General features: G+C 75.7%; 15 protein-coding genes. 10 read left to right on the forward strand and 5 right to left on the reverse strand.

The features are described from left to right. Positions 1-54 precede the first annotated feature (54 nt). Together ACWGL3_RS24155 and ACWGL3_RS24160 are read right to left on the reverse strand one after the other, a co-directional pair. Positions 55-1,725, reverse strand: coding sequence for a hypothetical protein (locus ACWGL3_RS24155; RefSeq protein WP_267948735.1), 1,671 nt, complete (start codon positions 1,723-1,725; stop codon positions 55-57). Continuing rightward, positions 1,710-2,483 (reverse strand): ABC transporter ATP-binding protein, encoded by a 774-nt coding sequence (locus tag ACWGL3_RS24160; RefSeq protein WP_267948736.1) that lies wholly within the window; start codon positions 2,481-2,483, stop codon positions 1,710-1,712. Before ACWGL3_RS24160 ends, ACWGL3_RS24155 begins: the two co-directional genes overlap by 16 nt. A 150-nt stretch (positions 2,484-2,633) precedes the next feature. Here ACWGL3_RS24160 and ACWGL3_RS24165 point away from each other — a divergent pair, with 150 nt between their 5' ends. Both ACWGL3_RS24165 and ACWGL3_RS24170 read left to right on the forward strand, forming a co-directional pair. Then, entirely contained in the window at positions 2,634-3,935 is a 1,302-nt protein-coding gene (locus tag ACWGL3_RS24165) for a sensor histidine kinase (protein ID WP_346660237.1), read from the forward strand. After that, positions 3,935-4,642, forward strand: coding sequence for a response regulator (locus ACWGL3_RS24170; protein ID WP_267948737.1), 708 nt, complete (start codon positions 3,935-3,937; stop codon positions 4,640-4,642). Before ACWGL3_RS24165 ends, ACWGL3_RS24170 begins: the two co-directional genes overlap by 1 nt. A 371-nt stretch (positions 4,643-5,013) precedes the next feature. On the opposite strand, the gene ACWGL3_RS24175 is transcribed toward ACWGL3_RS24170, so the two are convergent. Then, a complete protein-coding gene (locus ACWGL3_RS24175) occupies positions 5,014-5,601 on the reverse strand; it encodes a TetR/AcrR family transcriptional regulator (RefSeq protein WP_267948738.1) in 588 nt (195 codons plus the stop codon). Positions 5,602-5,721: 120 nt separating this feature from the next. Here ACWGL3_RS24175 and ACWGL3_RS24180 point away from each other — a divergent pair, with 120 nt between their 5' ends. The 3 genes from ACWGL3_RS24180 (at position 5,722) to ACWGL3_RS24190 (ending at position 10,314) form a co-directional block, all read left to right on the forward strand. Continuing rightward, complete coding sequence (locus ACWGL3_RS24180) at positions 5,722-7,215, forward strand: FAD-dependent monooxygenase (RefSeq protein ID WP_267948739.1); 1,494 nt, start codon at positions 5,722-5,724, stop codon at positions 7,213-7,215. Positions 7,216-7,778: 563 nt separating this feature from the next. After that, positions 7,779-8,225: a carboxymuconolactone decarboxylase family protein gene (locus ACWGL3_RS24185; protein ID WP_267948740.1), complete on the forward strand. Its 447-nt coding sequence runs from the start codon at positions 7,779-7,781 to the stop codon at positions 8,223-8,225. Positions 8,226-8,493: 268 nt separating this feature from the next. Beyond that, the gene (locus ACWGL3_RS24190) at positions 8,494-10,314 is read left to right on the forward strand and encodes an AMP-dependent synthetase/ligase (protein WP_452461822.1); all 1,821 of its coding nucleotides are present in this window, start codon (positions 8,494-8,496) and stop codon (positions 10,312-10,314) included. Between the two features lie 150 nt (positions 10,315-10,464). On the opposite strand, the gene ACWGL3_RS24195 is transcribed toward ACWGL3_RS24190, so the two are convergent. Then, positions 10,465-10,974 (reverse strand): DUF7144 family membrane protein, encoded by a 510-nt coding sequence (locus tag ACWGL3_RS24195; RefSeq protein ID WP_267948742.1) that lies wholly within the window; start codon positions 10,972-10,974, stop codon positions 10,465-10,467. Positions 10,975-11,230: 256 nt separating this feature from the next. Here ACWGL3_RS24195 and ACWGL3_RS24200 point away from each other — a divergent pair, with 256 nt between their 5' ends. From ACWGL3_RS24200 to ACWGL3_RS24220, 5 genes are all read left to right on the forward strand, one after another. Then, on the forward strand, positions 11,231-11,764 hold the full coding sequence (locus tag ACWGL3_RS24200; RefSeq protein WP_267950292.1) for an ArsR/SmtB family transcription factor: 534 nt from the start codon (positions 11,231-11,233) through the stop codon (positions 11,762-11,764). Between the two features lie 56 nt (positions 11,765-11,820). Then, positions 11,821-12,852, forward strand: a complete 1,032-nt coding sequence (locus tag ACWGL3_RS24205) for a serine hydrolase domain-containing protein (RefSeq protein ID WP_267948743.1) — start codon at positions 11,821-11,823, stop codon at positions 12,850-12,852. Beyond that, positions 12,849-13,226: a hypothetical protein gene (locus ACWGL3_RS24210; RefSeq protein WP_267948744.1), complete on the forward strand. Its 378-nt coding sequence runs from the start codon at positions 12,849-12,851 to the stop codon at positions 13,224-13,226. The genes ACWGL3_RS24205 and ACWGL3_RS24210 overlap by 4 nt, the downstream gene beginning before the upstream one ends. Positions 13,227-13,348: 122 nt before the next feature. After that, entirely contained in the window at positions 13,349-13,930 is a 582-nt protein-coding gene (locus tag ACWGL3_RS24215) for a PadR family transcriptional regulator (protein ID WP_267948745.1), read from the forward strand. Between the two features lie 109 nt (positions 13,931-14,039). Next, the gene (locus tag ACWGL3_RS24220) at positions 14,040-15,032 is read left to right on the forward strand and encodes an alpha/beta fold hydrolase (RefSeq protein WP_267948746.1); all 993 of its coding nucleotides are present in this window, start codon (positions 14,040-14,042) and stop codon (positions 15,030-15,032) included. 110 nt (positions 15,033-15,142) lie between these two features. Here ACWGL3_RS24220 and ACWGL3_RS24225 read toward each other — a convergent pair whose 3' ends face one another. After that, positions 15,143-15,988: an NAD-dependent protein deacetylase gene (locus ACWGL3_RS24225; protein WP_267948747.1), complete on the reverse strand. Its 846-nt coding sequence runs from the start codon at positions 15,986-15,988 to the stop codon at positions 15,143-15,145. Positions 15,989-16,140: the final 152 nt, after the last annotated feature.

Raw genomic sequence — 16,140 nt, forward strand, 5'->3', positions numbered from 1 at the left:
GTCCCCGTCCGGGACCGCGCCGCGCCGACTGCCCGGGTCCCCGGACCCGCGGGCTCAGGAGCCGGTCGGCCTCGTCTCGGCGTTGCCCTCGATGGCGGTGCGCTCCAGCCGGTCCAGCAGGGATCCGTTCGCCGGCACGGTCCGCAGGGCGACCTCCTTGCCGTACCTGATCCGGGCGAACGCCTCAGGGAGCCGCGCCTCCAACCGCCGGTACGCCACCCGGCCGAGCCACCACGCGGCGAGCGCCCCGTTGAGCACGCCCACCGGCGCCGCCGCCCACGGGAGGCCGGCCAGGCCGAGGAACACGGCGGCGAGCACGGCGGGCGCCGACAGCAGCGGCAGGGCCACCAGCGCGATCCACACCTGCACCTGGTTGTCGCCCGAGTCGTTGGCGTCCACCCTCAGCTGCGGGTCCACCCCGGGTGAGAGCGCCACCACCGACAGCAGGAGCGCGAGCCCGCTCCCCACGCCGAAGAACACCGCCATCCCGGTGACCACGTACGGCCACGCCCAGGGCGAGCCCGTCGCCACGACGAACGCCGCGCTCAGCAGGGCCGCACCCGGCACGATCAGCAGCAGGATCGCCACCTGGCGGCCGCGCACGTCCGCCCGCACCGTGTCCCGGCCCTGGCCGACCACCGACAGCCACAGCGCGGTCCCGTCGTGCCCGTACATGTTCGAGGTGGACAGCGCCATGATGAAGGCCGCGATCACCCCGGTGAACGGCGCGAAGAAGGAGAACGTGCCGCTGGACCAGGTCAGCAGGCCGATGAACAGCGCCGCCCACAGCGACGCGCGCAGTTCCAGGCCGCGCCACGGGTCGCGCCACCACTGGCGCAGCTCCTTGCCGACCACCGCGCCCAGGGGGGTGTCCGGCAGCAGGGGGAACCGGGGCCCGCGGGCCGTCGGCGGGTGCGCGCCCAGGGGTCGGCCGCGGCGCCGCACGCCGCGCGCCCCGACCCGGGGGGCCAGCAGTACGGCGGTCACCGCGACCAGTGCCCCGGTGAGCAGCGCCAGCGCGCCGATCCAGGCGGAGGCCGCCCCCCAGGACCCCGCGGCCGCGGCCTGGACGGCGAGCACCGGCCAGGAGGTCGGCAGGGCGGACAGCACCGCGCCGACCGCGCCATCGCCCAGGCCGTTCTCGCTCAGGTCCAGGGTCGCGGTGAACGCGGGCTGGACCGCCATCCACCCGAAGAAGAGCCCGGCGAGGATCAGGCCCCACTGCACCGACGCGATCTCCATCCCCAGCCGCGAGTGCATCGCCGCGCCCAGGGCGCGGAACACCAGCCGGGACAGCGAGACCACGAACACCCACAGCAGCAGGACCCCCGGGACCGCCACCAGCAGGGCCGCCGGGTCCACCGCCAGCGCGTGCCAGGCCAGGGCGGCCAGCGCCACCAGGGTCAGGGCGGGGCCGATGTCGAAGAACATGGTCAGCAGCAGGATCGCGCCCAGTCGGCGCCGGTCCAGGGGCAGCAGCGCGAAGTACTGCGAGCGCAGGACCCCCGTGCCGTTGGCGACGGTCGGACCGAGCATCCACGTCGCGGCCCACACCGCGAAGGCCAGGGACAGCAGGTCCGCCCGCACGGCGTCCGAACCGGCCGCCAGGGCGAAGTACCAGGTGATGCCGAGACCGAGGACCGCGAGGGCGGTCCCGAACAGGCGCATCCCCGTCGGGGAGTGGCCCAGCAGGGTGAACTTCAGGCGGATCAGGAGGACAGCCACGCCAGTTCCCCCTTCCCGACCTCGCGGGCGCCCACCAGGCGGACGAAGGTGTCCTCCAGGGTGGCGTCCGTCCCCCGCACGTCCGCCAGGGACCCGTCGGCCAGCACCCGGCCCCGGGCGATGACGGCCACCCGGTCGGTCAGCTGCTCCACCAGCGCCATCACGTGGCTGGAGACCACCACCGTGCCGCCGCCGTCGGTGAACCGCCGCAGGATCGCCGTCAGCACCCTCGCCGACACCGGGTCCACCGCCTCGTACGGCTCGTCGAGCACGAGGACCTTCGGGGCGTGCAGGAGGGCGGTGGCCAGGCCGATCTTCTTGCGCATGCCGGTCGAGTACTCCGCGACCAGGACCGAGTCCGCCTCGGCCCCGTCCAGCTCCAGCACGCGCAGCAGCTCCTCGGCCCGGGCCCGGACCACCCCCCGTTCGAGCCCCCGCAACCGCCCCCAGTAGTCGAGGAGCTCGCCGCCGGTCAGGCGCTCCGGCAGGGCCAGGCCGTCCGGCAGCACCCCCAGCAGGCGCTTGGCGGAGACCGGGTCCGCCCACACGTCCGCGCCCAGGACCCGCGCGGTCCCGCTGTCCGGGCGGAGCAGCCCCACCGCCATGGACAGCGACGTGGTCTTGCCGGCCCCGTTGGGGCCGACCAGCCCGAGCATCGCCCCGCGCGGGACGGACAGGGACACCCCGTCGGCCGCCCTGGTCTCGTTGAAGGTCTTGGTCAGCCCGTCCAGTTCCAGCGCGGGCACGTCGTCGCTCATACCCCCATGCTCACGCTGCGGGGACCCGGGCGCATCGTCCGAGTGGTCATGGCCGATCGGCCGATCGGCCGAACGAGGGGCGGTCCTCGGGCAGAGGCGGGCGGGGCGGCGGCGGTCCTAGGCTGGTGGCGACGAGAGGGAGGGCGGCCAGTGCGCACCACGCCGGCGGCGACCGGGGGGAAGGACGGGGAGGGGGCGGCGCCCGGGGCCGCGGGGACGCCAGGGGGCTCCCGCCGGCGGTGGCGGGACGCGGTGGTGGACGCCCTCCTGTTCGCCACCGCCTTCCTGTGGTGGCTGAACGTCTCCGCCGGCTACTTCGCCGGGCACCTCATCGGCCTGTCGCACCACGTGCCGGAGTGGCTCTTCGTGCCCGACGCGGTCGCCGGGGCGGTCGGCTGCCTGGTGCTCCTCCTGCGCCGCAGGCGCCCCCTCGCCGTGGCCCTGGTCCTGTGCGTCCTGGCGGCTTTCTCCAACTCGGTCACCGCCGCCCTGGTCGTCGGCCTCGTGGGCCTCGCGATCCGCCGCCCCTGGCAGCAGGCGGCGTGGGCGGTGGCGCTGACCATGCTCCTGGGCCTGCCCTGGCTCGTCACCGTGCCGCCCGGACGGGTCGAGAGCGTCCTCTCCGTCGCGCTCGCGGCCTCCCTCGTCACGGGCAGCGTCGGCTGGGGTGTCGCCATCCGCGCCCGCCGCCAGCTGGTGGAGCGCCTGCGGGCCGACGTCCGGCACGAACGCGCGGACCGGGAGCGGCGGCTGGAGGACGCCCGCTCCGAGGAACGGCGCCGTATCGCCAGGGAGATGCACGACGTGGTCGCGCACCGCATGTCCCTGCTGTCGGTGCACGCCGGAGCCCTCGCCTACAGGACAGAACGGGCCGAGGCGGGCGCCGCCGCGCCGCTGGAGGCCGCGGAGCTCGGCGCCGCGGTCCGGGTCATCCGGGACAACGCGCACCGCGCCCTGGAGGAGCTCAGCGGGGTCCTGGAGGTCCTGCGCTCCACGGACACACTGCCGGGCGGGGCGGACGACCACGCCGGCACCGCCGCGCCCGCGACGGGGCTCGCCGACACCGGGCGGCTGGTCGGGGAGGCGGTCGCCGCGGGGCAGCGGGTGGGGTGGGAGCTCGACGTCCCCGCAGGGGCCGAGCCGGGGGGACAGGTGTCGCGCACCGTCTACCGGGTGGTGCAGGAGGGGCTGACCAACACGCGCAAGCACGCCCCGGGGGCCAGGGTGGGCGTGCGGGTGGCCGGCGGCCCGGGGCGGGGCGTGGAGGTGTCGGTGACCAGCGCGCTGCCGGTCGGGGTGGTCTCCGGCGAGATCCCGGGCGCGGGCGCGGGCCTGACGGGGCTGACAGAGCGGGTCGCGCTGGAGGGCGGCGAGCTGTTCCACGGAGCGGAGGACGGGGTCTTCCGCCTGTCCGCGACCCTGCCGTGGCCGGAACCCCCGGAGGTGCCATAGTGGTCGCCGTGCCTACCGACCCCGTGCGCGTACTCCTCGTCGACGACGACCCCCTGGTGCGCGCGGGGCTGCGGATCATGCTCTCCGGAGACGACCGCATCGAGGTCGTGGGCGGGGCGGGCGACGGCTCCGAGGTCGCCGCGGCCGTCGCCGAGCACCGCCCCGACGTGGTGCTGATGGACGTGCGCATGCCCGGCGTGGACGGGATCACCGCCACCGAGGGCCTGCGCGGCGGAGCATCGGGCGGGGAAGGCGCACGGCCCCAGGTCATCGTCCTGACCACGTTCGACGCCGACGCCACGGTGGTGCGGGCCCTGCGGGCGGGCGCCGCCGGATACCTGCTCAAGCACACCGAGCCCGAGCGCATCGTGGAGTCGGTGCTCCGCGCCGCGGCCGGCGAGCCCGTGCTCTCGCCGGGCGTGGCCCGCGCGCTGATGGACCGGGTGGCCGGGGAGGACCCGGCCGAGCGCTCCGAGGCGCCCACCCGCAGGGAGCGGGCACGGCGGAGGCTGGAGCTGCTCACCGAACGGGAGCGGGAGGTCGCCGAGGCCGTGACCGCGGGACTGTCCAACGCGGAGATCGCGGAACGCCTGTACATGTCCATGGGGACGGTGAAGTCCCACGTGTCCAGCGCGCTCGCGAAGCTGGACCTGACCGGCCGCGTGCAGCTGGCCCTGCTCACCCACGACGCGCGGTCGGAGGACTGACCGGCGCGCGCCGGGCACGGCGGGGCGGGCAGGCCCCGGGACCCCCCTTGTTCCCAGCAAACCGCACGCCGCCCCGGGGCGCCGGACGGTTCCCGGGCCTGTGGACGGCGCGTCGACGCCGCGGGGGCGGGCGTGCCCGCTCGTGGCCCCCGGTCGCCGCCCCCGCTCGCGTCGGCCGCGGGCATCGCCACGCGGCCCCGCCGTCGTCGGTTGCCCCGCGGTCCCGCCGCCGCCGTCGGCGGCCCCGCGCGTGCCCGGGGCAGGGGCGAACTCGTGGACCCGCCAGGCCACCCTCCCGACTGCCCCGGGCGTGCCCCGGCGCGGAACGCCCGCCCGTCCCGCCGCTCCGCCGCCCGCGGGGCCGGCCGGGCTCAGTCCCGGGCGGCCGCGACCAGGGCCCGCGCGAGGCGGTCCGCCTCGCCGCCCTCGGGGAAGGGGGTACCGGTGGCCAGACGGACCAGGACCGCCCCGGACAGCAGGTCGGCGACCAGCGGGGCGCGGTCGGGGTCGGAGACCTCCCCGCGTGCGGCGGCGCGGGCGAGGACCTCCCGGACCAGGGTCGTCCGCTGCTCCAGGAGCGAGCGCAGGACCGCGGCGCCCTCCCCGTCCCGGAGGGCGTCGGAGAGCGCGTGCCGGGCCAGGGCCTGGAGCGGAGTCCCGCCGAACACCCCCTGGACGACGCCGACCGCTGCGGTGAGGTCGCCCTCCAGCGACCCGGTGTCGGGCACCTCCATCCGGTCGGCGCCGACCTGTCCGGCGACGGCCGCCACCAGGTCCCGCTTGGTCGGGTAGCGCCGGAACACACTCGTGCGCCCGACCCCCGCCCGGGCCGCCACCTCGTCGAAGGTCAGCCCGAACCCGCGCTCCACCAGCAGTTCCAGCGCCGCGGCGCGGATCGCCTCGTCCACGGCCGGATCGGGACGGCGGCCGCCCCTGGCCCCATTTCCCGCGGTGCCCATGATGCTTCCTCCCGGGCCTTGACAGCAGTAGGGGTACTCGTAGTATCGGTACTCGGAGTTCCGGTACCCAGAGTACCGGAAGAGGCGTAACAGCCGCCGCGCCCCCCGAGGAGCACAGCCATGAGCGTCACCATCGTCGGAGCGGGGCCCACCGGCCTCATGCTCGCCGGAGACCTGGCCGAGGCCGGGATCGACGTCCGGGTCCTGGAGAAGCGCGCCCGGGAGACCGGCCCGACCCGCGGGTTCGCCGTCCACGCCCGCGCCCTCGAACTGCTCGACGTGCGGGGGCTCGCCGACACCCTCGTCGCCCAGGGCTTCCCCGTCCCCGAGGTGCGCGTCGCCTTCGGCGACGGCCGCGGCCTCACCCTCGACATGCGCCACCCCGAGAGCCGCTTCCCGTTCGTCCTCGTGGTCCGGCAGGGCCGTACCGAGGCCCTCCTCCGGCAGCGGGCCGAACGGCTCGGCGTGCCCGTGGTCCGGGGCGCCGAGGTCACCGGGCTCGCCCAGGACGAGGACGGCGTCGACCTCGCCGTCCGCACCGCCGACGGCGAGCGCACCGAACGGGCCGACCGCGTCGTCGGGACGGACGGCGCGCACAGCACCGTCCGGGAACTCCTGGGGGTGCGGTTCGGCGGCCACGGCTACGACACGCGCATCCTGCTCGCCGACGTCCGGCTCAGGCGGGAACTGCCGCCGGCGGTCAACCCGTTCGTCGGACCCGACGGCGTCGCCCTCCTCCCGCCCTACGGCGACGGCTGGTACCGCGCCACCGTCTGGGACCGCGCCCGCCAGGACGCCCCGCCGGGCGGACCGGTCGACGCGGAGGAGGTCGCCGAGTCCCTCCGGAGACTCTCCGGCGGTGTCCTGGACGTCGCGGAGGTGCGCTGGTCGGCGCGCCTCCTCAGCGAACGCCGACAGGCGAGGGACTACCGCGTCGGCAGGGTCCTGCTCGCCGGGGACGCCGCGCACGTCCACTCGCCCATGGGCGCCATGGGCACGAGCACCGGCCTCCAGGACGCGGCCAACCTCTCCTGGAAGCTCGCGGCCGTCGAGAAGGGGTGGGCCCCCGCCTGGCTCCTCGACTCCTACGAGGCCGAGCGCCACCGGGCCGGCCGCGCCACCCTCCGCCTCAGCGACATGATCCTGCGCGCGGCCGTCGCCCCGGCGCCCGTGCGAGCGGTGCGCTCCCGGGTGGTTCCGGCGCTGGCCGGCGTCCACGCGTTCGCGGACAGGGTCCGCCTGCGGCTCGCGGGGCTCGGCCACTCCTACGAGCTCCCCGACGGCCTCACCGTCTCCGACACCACGGGCACGCGCGTGGACGACCTGCCGCTCACCGTCGGGGACCGGCCCGCGCGGCTGTACGAGCTGATGGACGGCGTCCGCTTCACCCTGCTCGACGCCTCCCCCGACGGCGCCGCGGCCGAGGCGGCCCTGCCCTGGGCGGACCGGGTCCGGATCCTGCGGGTCCGGGGCGACCTGCCCGGCGGGGCGCAGGTCCTCCTGGTGCGCCCCGACGGCTACGCCGCGTGGGACGACGCGCACCCCGACGCGGAGGAGGAGCGGACCGTGCTCCGGCAGTGGGCCGGAGCGGAGGCGGGCGGGCCGCGGCCCTGAGCCGGCGGTCGGACCCGTGCCGGCGGACGCCGGAACGCGACGCCCCGGCCCGCCACCGGGCCGGCCGTCGCCACCGCGTACGCCCACCGGAGCGGTTCCGGCCCCCTGCCCCGGCCAGGGGCGCCGACACCGCCGCCGACAGGCCGTAGCGGGCCGCGAACGCGCACGGCGACGGCCGCGTGCCCTTCGACCCCGGCAGGGCCGTCCCGGGGAACGACCCGGGTGCGCCCGCCGTCGCCGCGGCGGACAGCGGGGGCCGGCCACGGGCCGCTCCGGACCGCCGGGGACGGGGAGGCCGCGTCGCCCGGAGAATTCGTCGGTACGGCCTCACTTCCCGGGCGCCTGTGAACGCCAAGAAAAGTAGCGGCTCCGGCCACGAAAGGAGGAACCGTAAAAAGGCGACCTCCGATATCACAGGACACTTTTCCCACCAAGGATGAACAGGGGCGGAAAACGGTCCGGGGCCGCTCCGCCGCCGGGGGCGTTGGTAGCTTTGACCCCAGTGCACCCGTGACGCCCCGCCCCGTCCGGGGAGGGGCGACCGACGAGGAAGGCGGTCCCCCGTGGCCAGGACGCGTGTGATCTGGGCGAAGAAGCTCCCGGAGGTCTACAGCAAGCTGGACGAGATCGACAAGGTCATCGCCGGCCACCTGGAGGGAAGCCTCCTGGAGCTGGTGAAGCTGCGCTCCTCGGTGATCAACGGCTGCTCCTTCTGTGTCGACCTGCACACCCGGGTCGCCCTCAAGCAGGGGGAGACCCAGCGGCGGCTGTTCCTCGTCTCCGCCTGGTACGAGGCGGGGGCCGTCTTCACCGACGCGGAGCGGGCCGCCCTCGCGCTCACCGACGAGATGACCCGCCTGGGCGAGCACGGGGTGTCCGACGAGACCTACGACGCCGCCGCCGAGCACTTCGACGACCAGCAGCTGGCCGCGCTCATGTCCGCGATCGCGATGATCAACCTGTACAACCGGCTCGCGGTCACCAGCCACCTGCACCCGCCCGCGAACTGACCGGGCGGAGGGCACGGGCCGAGGGCCCCGGCCGCGCGGTCCGGGCCCTTCCGCGGAAGGGCCCGGACCGCGCCCGAACCCCCTCTCGCTCCGCTTCCACCTGCGCATTTCCCGCACTCCCGGCCGTGTCGCCCGGGACGGAACGGCCTTTTCATCCGCGCTGTTATCGGAAAAACAAAGGGCGAAGGAGAATATCCGCGCGGCAGGGGAAATGATAAAGTCCGGCGTGTTTCAGGTCACAGTGTCAGGACGACCGCCAGGAGCACGCATGCCCCCCACTGTCCCCACCGACCGAACCCTTCCGAGCCTGCTCGCGCGCACCGCGGCCGAGCACCCCGAAGCGCCCGCGCTGTCCTGGCGCGGAACCGGAACCGGAGCCCCGGCCGGATCCCCCGGGTGGTCCACGCTCACCTGGTCCCAGGTCCGCGACCGGGTCGGCGAGCTCACCGAGGGCTTCGCCGCCCACGGCGTCGAACCCGGCGACCACGTCCTGCTGATGATGGGCAACCGGCCGGAGCACTGGCTCTGCGACCTCGCCGTGGTCCACGCGGGCGCCGTCCCCACCTCCGTCTACAACACCGCCGCGCCGGAACAGGTGGCCCACATCGTCCGGCACAGCCGGGCCCGGCTCGCGGTGGTCGAGAGCGCCGCGACCGCGGCCGCCTGGGAGCACCTGGTCGTCGACCCCGACACGCCCCTGGCGACCCTGGTCGTGGTCGAGGGGGCCGACACCGGGCGCGGCCACACCGCCTACGGGGACCTGCTCGGAGCCCCGGCCGGCGCCGCGTTCGGCCGGTGGCGGGACCTGGCCCCCGACGACCTGCTCACCGTCCTCTACACGTCGGGGACGACCGGGGACCCGAAGGGCGTGGCGATCACCCACAGCGGCATGCTCGCCAACGCCGCCGCCGTGGACGCGGTCGTGGACCTGCCGGAGTTCCCCGACCACATCTGCTACCTCCCGCTGGCCCACATCGCCGAGCGGGTCCTCGGCATCTACCTCCCGGTGCTGCGCGCCTCCCACGTGTGGATGTGCCCGGACCCGGGGGACGTGGTGGGCGTCCTCCGGGCGGTGCGCCCGCCCCAGTTCTTCGGCGTCCCGCGGGTGTGGGAGAAGCTGGCGTCGGCCCTGCGGGCGGGGATCGCCCGGCTGCCGGCGGAGGGGCGCGCCGCGGTGGAGGCGGCGATGGCCGTCGCCACCGAGCACGCGGAGGTGCGGGAGCGGGGCGGTCGGGTGCCCGCCGAACTCCAGGAGCGCTTCGACGAGGCCAGGGCACAGGTCTTCCGGCCCCTGCTGGCCGGGGTCGGCCTGGACCGGGTCGCCTGGGCGTCGAGCGCGTCGGCGCCCATGCCGATGGACGTCGTGCGGTTCTGGGCGGGCCTGGGGATCCTGGTCATGGACGCCTGGGGGTTGACCGAGTCCGTGGGCGTGGCCACGGCCAACGCCCCCTCCTCGGGGTTCCGGCTGGGTTCGGTGGGCCGCCCCATCGACAGTGTGGAGCTGTGCCTCGCCGACGACGGCGAGATCCTGCTGCGGGGGGAGTCGGTGTTCGGCGGCTACCTGGGGCCGGACGGGCGGATCCTGCCCGCCGCCGACGCCGACGGGTGGTTCGCCACCGGCGACGTGGGGCGCCTGGACGAGGACGGCTACCTGTGGATCACCGACCGCAAGAAGGAGCTGATCGTCACCTCCAACGGCAAGAACATCTCGCCGGCCCTCGTGGAGAACACGCTGAAGGAGCACCCGCTGATCGGCCAGGCGTACGCCCACGGCGACCGGCGGCCCTACCTCGTGGCGCTGCTCGTGCTGGACCGCGAGACGGCTCCGGTGTGGGCCGAGGCGCGGGGCATCGACACCGGCGGGGACTGGGAGGCGCTGGCCGCCCACCCGGAGGTGGCGGCGGAGCTGGGGCGCGCGGTCGAGGCGGCCAACAGGCGGCTCAACCGGGCCGAGCAGGTCAAGGCCCACAGGTCGCTCGCCGAGGAGTGGGGGCCGGACACCGGTGAGCTGACGCCGTCGCTCAAGCTCCGGCGGCGGGTCGTCCGGGAGAGGTACGGTGACGCGCTGGCGGCGCTGTACGGGGACTGAGCCGGCGGGCGCGCCCCGGGCCGCGCGCCCTCCCGGGGCCGACCGCTCCCCGGGGGTCGCGCCCGGGAGCGTGTGCCCGCCTCCTCCGGCAGCGGGCGCGGACGCGCGGAACCGCCCCCGTCCGCGGAACGGGGGCGGTCGCGGCCGAGGTCAGGAGCCCTGGCCCGTGGTCTGCTGCCCGCCGGTGCGCTGCTCCGGCGAACGCGTCGGGCGCGGCGCCTCGTGGGACGCCCGGTAGCCGCTGCGGTAGACGGCCTCGTCGGACTGCGGGGACGCGTCCCCCGCCCGGGTCGGCCAGCCCGCGGTCAGCCCGTAGATCACCAGGATGTCCACGGCGATGGCCACCATCGACCACAGGGGCATGGCCACCACGAAGGCCAGCTGCGCGAGGGCGTTCAGGGAGGCGAGGACGATGCCGAACACCCGCGCCCAGGTGCGGCCGGACAGCACGGCGACGCCTGCGGCGACCATGACCGCGCCCCACAGCCCGAGCAGGACGCCCCAGGACCCGTACTCGAGGAAGAGCATGTCCGTGCCCGTGGCGATGTAGAAGTCGGGGGAGAACAGCGCCACCATCCCCTGGATGATGTTGACCGCCCCGATGACGATCAAGAGTGTGGCGACGAAGAACTGCCAGCCGTTGGCTGCCTCTGTCCGCATGTCGGCTCCTCACCGGCCGCCCGGGCGCCCGGGGTGGTGCCTGTCCGGGCAGGGGCGGCCCCTCGGGTGTCCCTGGCGTGTGCGCGGGTCGCGCGCCGCCCCTCCATGATCAGCCCCTGCCGGTCATCGGTATCTCACTGTTCGTACCCGATAGGGCAAATCTCCCGTGTCGCCGAGGGGTGGGGCCGGACGCGTTCCGTACGGGGGTAAGATGGTTTTTACGTAGTTACGGAATTTCGAATTACCTGGGGGCGTGGTGGACCGAACGACCGAGCAGCGTCTGGCCGACCTGGAGGCCCGGGTCGCCGAACTGGAGGGCCGGGCCGAGGCGGCGCCCGCGCCGCCCGGGGGAGGCGGGGGCACGGAAGGGGCGCCCGGGGGAGCGTTCTTCGCCCTGGAGGCGCTCCGGGGGCACGCCGCGGGGCGGGGGGCCGTGGTCTTCGCCGGCATCGTCCGGGACGGGGACGGCGAGGACGCGATCGAGTGGCAGCAGGGCCTGCCCGTGGACCGGCTGGCCGGGGCCGACTGGTCCCGCGCGGCCGCCGTCCTCGACGCCCTGGGCCACCCCGTCCGGCTCCACCTGCTGCACGCGGTCTGGGAGGGCACGGGGACCGTGGCCGGCCTGGCCGAGCTCTCCGGCTTCGGTACCACCGGCCAGATCTACCACCACGTCAACCTGCTCGTGGCGGCCGGGTGGCTCACCACCGTCCGGCGCGGGCACTACATCGTCCCCCCGGAGCGGGTCGTCCCCCTGCTGGCCGTCCTCACCGCCGCGGGCGGTGCCTCCTGAACGCCGCGGGAGGGGGCGCGGCCGGGCGCGGGCCCGGCGTCGCGGCCGCCTGCGCCGTGGCCGTCCTGGTCCTGCTGCTCGGATTCGCCGCGCGCCCGCAGGTCCCGTCCCTGTCGGACCGGGAGGCGGGGGACCCCGGCCTGCTCGACCGGGCCCGCCCCCTGCTGGCCGCGGACGCGCGCGAGCGCGCCAGCGTCGTGGTGATCGACGGAGACCGGACCCGCGTCGCCCACTTCGGCGCCGACGGCGGCACCGTCTACGAGATCGGCTCGGTGACCAAGGGCATGACCGCCCTTCTCCTGGCCGACGCCGTGGAGAGGGGCGAGGTCGCCGAGGACACCGAACTCGGCGCGATCCTCGACCTGGGGGACGCGCCCGCCGCGTCGGTCACCCTCGCGGAGCTGGCGAGCCACCGCTCCGGCCTGCCCCGCCTCCCCACGGGCCTCGCCGAGAGCGTCGGCACGGCCGTCGCGGCCTACCGGGGGAGCGATCCCTACCGGGCCGACCGGGCCGCGCTCGTCGCCCAGGTCGCCGCGGCCGGGACGGAGGGCCGCGGTGAGGTCGCCTACTCCAACATGGGTGCGGCCGTCCTCGGCCAGGCCGTGGCCGAGGCCGCGGGCACCGACTACCGCACCCTGCTGCGGGAGCGGCTCCTCGAGCCGGTGGGCATGGACGCGACCACGCTGCCCGTCACCCCGGACGGCCTCCCCGAGGACGCGTCCGTCGGACACGGGGCCCGGGGGCGCACCGCCGATCCGTGGACCTCCCACGCCTACGCCCCGATGGGCGGCGTGCGGTCCACCCCCGGGGACATGGAGCTCCTGGCCCGCGCCCTGCTGGAGGGGGCCGCCCCCGGCGCCGACGCCATGGAACCGCGCTGGGACGCGGGGGACGGCGGCGAGGTCGGCCTCGGCTGGTGGATCGACGACCACGACGGAACCGCGGTGACCTGGCACAACGGAGGCACCGGCGGGTTCTCCTCGATGTTCGCCCTGGACCGGGAGGGAGGCCGGGCGGTCGTCGTCCTGGCCGATTCCTCCCTGCCGGTGGACGACATCGGCATCACCCTGCTCCTGGAGGACGCGTGACCGCCTGGCTCCCCGTCGTCGTCGGCGTCGCCCTCGTCGCCTGGCTCGCGCTGGACGCCGCGCTGATCGCGCTCCGCGGCTGGCGCGGCAGGGGCCGCCTCCGCTTCGCGGACCGCTGGGACGCCCTGTCCCGTGCGCTCCACCTCGCCGCGGCGGCCCTCCTGCTCCTCGTCTTCGTGCAGTGGGGCCACCTGCCCGGGGCCCTGTGGTGGCTGGTGGTCCTCCCGGTGGCGGCGGCGCTGTCCGGTGCGGCGCTCCGCTGGCCGGAGCTGCCCCGGCACGGCGAGGACGGGGCGGCCGGCACGCGCAGGGCCTCCGCGGCCGGCGGCGCGGTCCTCCTCGTGCTCGGGCTCGCCCTCGTGGTGCTCGTGTGAGCCGGGGCGTGAGCGCCGGACCGCGTTGTGGACAGGCCGGTCCACGACCTGCCGGGGCCGCCCGCGCAGGACAACGAGTTGTCTACACGCGTCGTTGACCATCGAAGGGCTATGCTGCCCGGATGGCACTGCGCAACGCTGTGATGGCCGCGCTGCTGGACGGCGCGGCGTCCGGATACGACCTGGCGAAGAACTTCGACGCCTCCGTGGCCAACTTCTGGATGGCCACCCCCCAGCAGCTCTACCGCGAGCTGGACCGGATGGAGGCGGACGGGCTGATCGACGCCGTCGTCGTCCGCCAGGAGAGGCGCCCCGACAAGCGGGTCTTCTCCCTGACCGCCGCCGGGCACCGGGCACTGCGCGAGTACACGGAGCGCAGTCCCCGCCCCGCCGCGATGCGCGACGAACTCCTCGTCCAGCTCCAAGCGGTGGACGCGGGCGACGCGGACGCCGTCCGCGCCTCCGTCGCCGAGCGGGTCGCGTGGGCGCGCGGCAAGCTGGCCCGCTACGAACGCCTGCGCCTGCGACTTCTCGACGGGCGCACCGAGGACGAGCACGTCGCCCGCGCCGAGCGGATCGGCCCCTACCTCACCCTCCTGGGCGGGATCTCCCTGGAGGAGGAGAACATCCGCTGGGGGGAGAGGGTGCTGGCCCTCCTCGACCGCCGGGCCGCCGCCGTGGACGGGAGCCCCGCCACGGGCTGACCCCGCGGCCCACGGCACCGCCTCCCGCCCCCCTCAAGGGGCCGGGAAGGCCTGCTGCGCCTGGGATAGCGTGTCCAGCACTGTTGCCCACGGCACCAAGGAGCACACGATGAACGTCGAACACAGGGACATCGAGGTCAACGGGATACGGCTGCACGTCGCCGAGCAGGGGAGCGGCCCGCTCGTGCTGCTCCTGCACGGCTTCCCCGAGACCTGGTACTCCTGGCGCCACCAGTTCGACCCGCTCGTCGGGGCCGGGTACCGGGTGGTCGCCCCCGACCAGCGCGGCTACGCCCGCAGCGACCGGCCCGAGGACGTCGCCGCCTACACGCTGCCGCACCTGGTCGGCGACGTCGTCGGCCTGATCGCCGCGCTCGGCGAGAAGGAGGCCGTCCTCGTCGGACACGACTGGGGCGCCCCCGTGGCCTGGGCCACCGCCATGATGCGGCCCGACCTCGTCCGCGGCGTCGCGGGACTGAGCGTCCCGCCGTTCCCGCCCGCGATGATGCCCACGCCCTCGGCCAACCGCCACATGTACGGGGAGGGCTTCTACCAGGTCTACTTCCAGGAGCCCGGGCGCGCCGACGCCGAACTGGCCGCCGATATCGCCTCGTTCATGCGCCGCATCCTGGTCGGCGCCTCCGGCGACAACCCCGAGACGGACGAGCCCCGCCTGTGGATGGTCCCGGAGGGCGGGACGCTCCTGGACGCCCTGCCGCCGGCGGACGAGCTGCCCTCCTGGCTCACCGAGGAGGACGTGGCGGCCTTCGCCCGCGACCACGCGGCGCACGGGGCCCGGGCCTTCACCGGCGGGCTCGACTGGTACCGCAACACCGAGCGCAACCAGGAGCTCATGGCCCCCTTCCAGGGGCGCGGCATCGACGTCCCCGCGCTCTACATGGTGGGGGACATGGACCTGGTGACCGTCATGCGGGGGATCCCGGAGCTGCGGGAGGTCCTGCCCCTGATCGCCCCCCGGCTGCACGCGGACGTCACCCTGCCCGGCTGCGGCCACTGGACGCAGCAGGAGCGGCCGGACGAGGTCAACGCGGCCCTCCTGGACTTCCTCGCCCACGTCGAGGCGGAGGGCGGGTCGGAGTAGCCGGCGCCCTCCCGGCCCGAAGGAGCGGCCGGGGCGGCGAGGGCGCGGCGCCCGGCGGCTCCGGGGCGGCACGCCACGGCGGCGGGCGCCGTCCCGGCCCCGGGGACGGGTCAGGCGGTGTAGGCGCCGGCGAGGGAGCGCAGGACCTGGGAGCAGCCCGCGTCCACCGTGAGCGCGGCCACGCCGTCCGCACGGGTCTCCCCCCTGTTCAGGATCACCACCGGCTTGCCCTGCTCGACGGCGCGCTTGACGTACCTGCGCCCCGAGAAGACCGTCAGCGACGAACCCGCCACCAGCAGGGCCGACGCGTCGTCCACGAGTCGGTAGCCCTCCATCACACGCGACTTGGGCACGTTCTCGCCGAAGTACACGATGTCCGGCTTGAGCATGCCCCCGCAGGCCCCGCAGTCGGCCACCCGGAACCCCTCGGTGGACGCGAGGACCGCGTCCGCGTCCGGCGCCACCTCGACGTCGGCGACGCCGTCCGCGAAGCCGGGGTTCAGGGCCGAGAGGCGCTCGGCCAGGCTCGCCCGGCTGACGACCTCGGAGCAGCCCAGGCAGACCACCCGGTCGTAGCGGCCGTGCAGGTCGACCACCCTCCGGCTGCCCGCCGCCTCGTGCAGGGTGTCCACGTTCTGCGTGATGACGGCGGACACCGCGCCCGCCGCCTCCAGGTCGGCCAGCGCCCGGTGCCCGTCGTTGGGCCGGGTGCGGTGCACGTGGCGCCAGCCGACGTGGTTGCGGGCCCAGTAGTGGCGGCGGAACGCGGCGTCGCCGACGAACTGCTGGTACGTCATCGGCTTGCGCGGCGGGGAACCGGGGCCACGGTAGTCGGGGATCCCGGAGTCCGTGGAGACACCCGCCCCTGTCAGCGCGACCACCGGGCCCGGACCCAGGACCTCGCGCATCCGGGCCGCCGCGACCCCGGGGTCGACGGAATCGAGTGTTGTCGTCACGCTTCGAGGGTACGCGGCCGGCCGGAGCGGACCCCGACCGGCCGACCGGCTCCGGCCGCCCGCGCGTCCCCCGCGGGCGCCGTCCCGAACCCCGTCGCCCCGGTCCGGGCGGCGGGGACCCGTGCGGCCTCGGAGGCCCCGGCCCCCGGCCC

Source organism: Nocardiopsis sp. NPDC055824, from assembly GCF_053616335.1.

Coding starts and splice junctions, on each gene's coding strand:
- ACWGL3_RS24160 (WP_267948736.1), bottom strand. CDS start 2,483: ATGAGCGACGACGTGCCCGCGCTGGAACTGGACGGGCTGACCAAGACC.
- ACWGL3_RS24175 (WP_267948738.1), bottom strand. CDS start 5,601: ATGGGCACCGCGGGAAATGGGGCCAGGGGCGGCCGCCGTCCCGATCCG.
- ACWGL3_RS24180 (WP_267948739.1), top strand. CDS start 5,722: ATGAGCGTCACCATCGTCGGAGCGGGGCCCACCGGCCTCATGCTCGCC.
- ACWGL3_RS24190 (WP_452461822.1), top strand. CDS start 8,494: ATGCCCCCCACTGTCCCCACCGACCGAACCCTTCCGAGCCTGCTCGCG.
- ACWGL3_RS24195 (WP_267948742.1), bottom strand. CDS start 10,974: ATGCGGACAGAGGCAGCCAACGGCTGGCAGTTCTTCGTCGCCACACTC.
- ACWGL3_RS24215 (WP_267948745.1), top strand. CDS start 13,349: ATGGCACTGCGCAACGCTGTGATGGCCGCGCTGCTGGACGGCGCGGCG.
- ACWGL3_RS24220 (WP_267948746.1), top strand. CDS start 14,040: ATGAACGTCGAACACAGGGACATCGAGGTCAACGGGATACGGCTGCAC.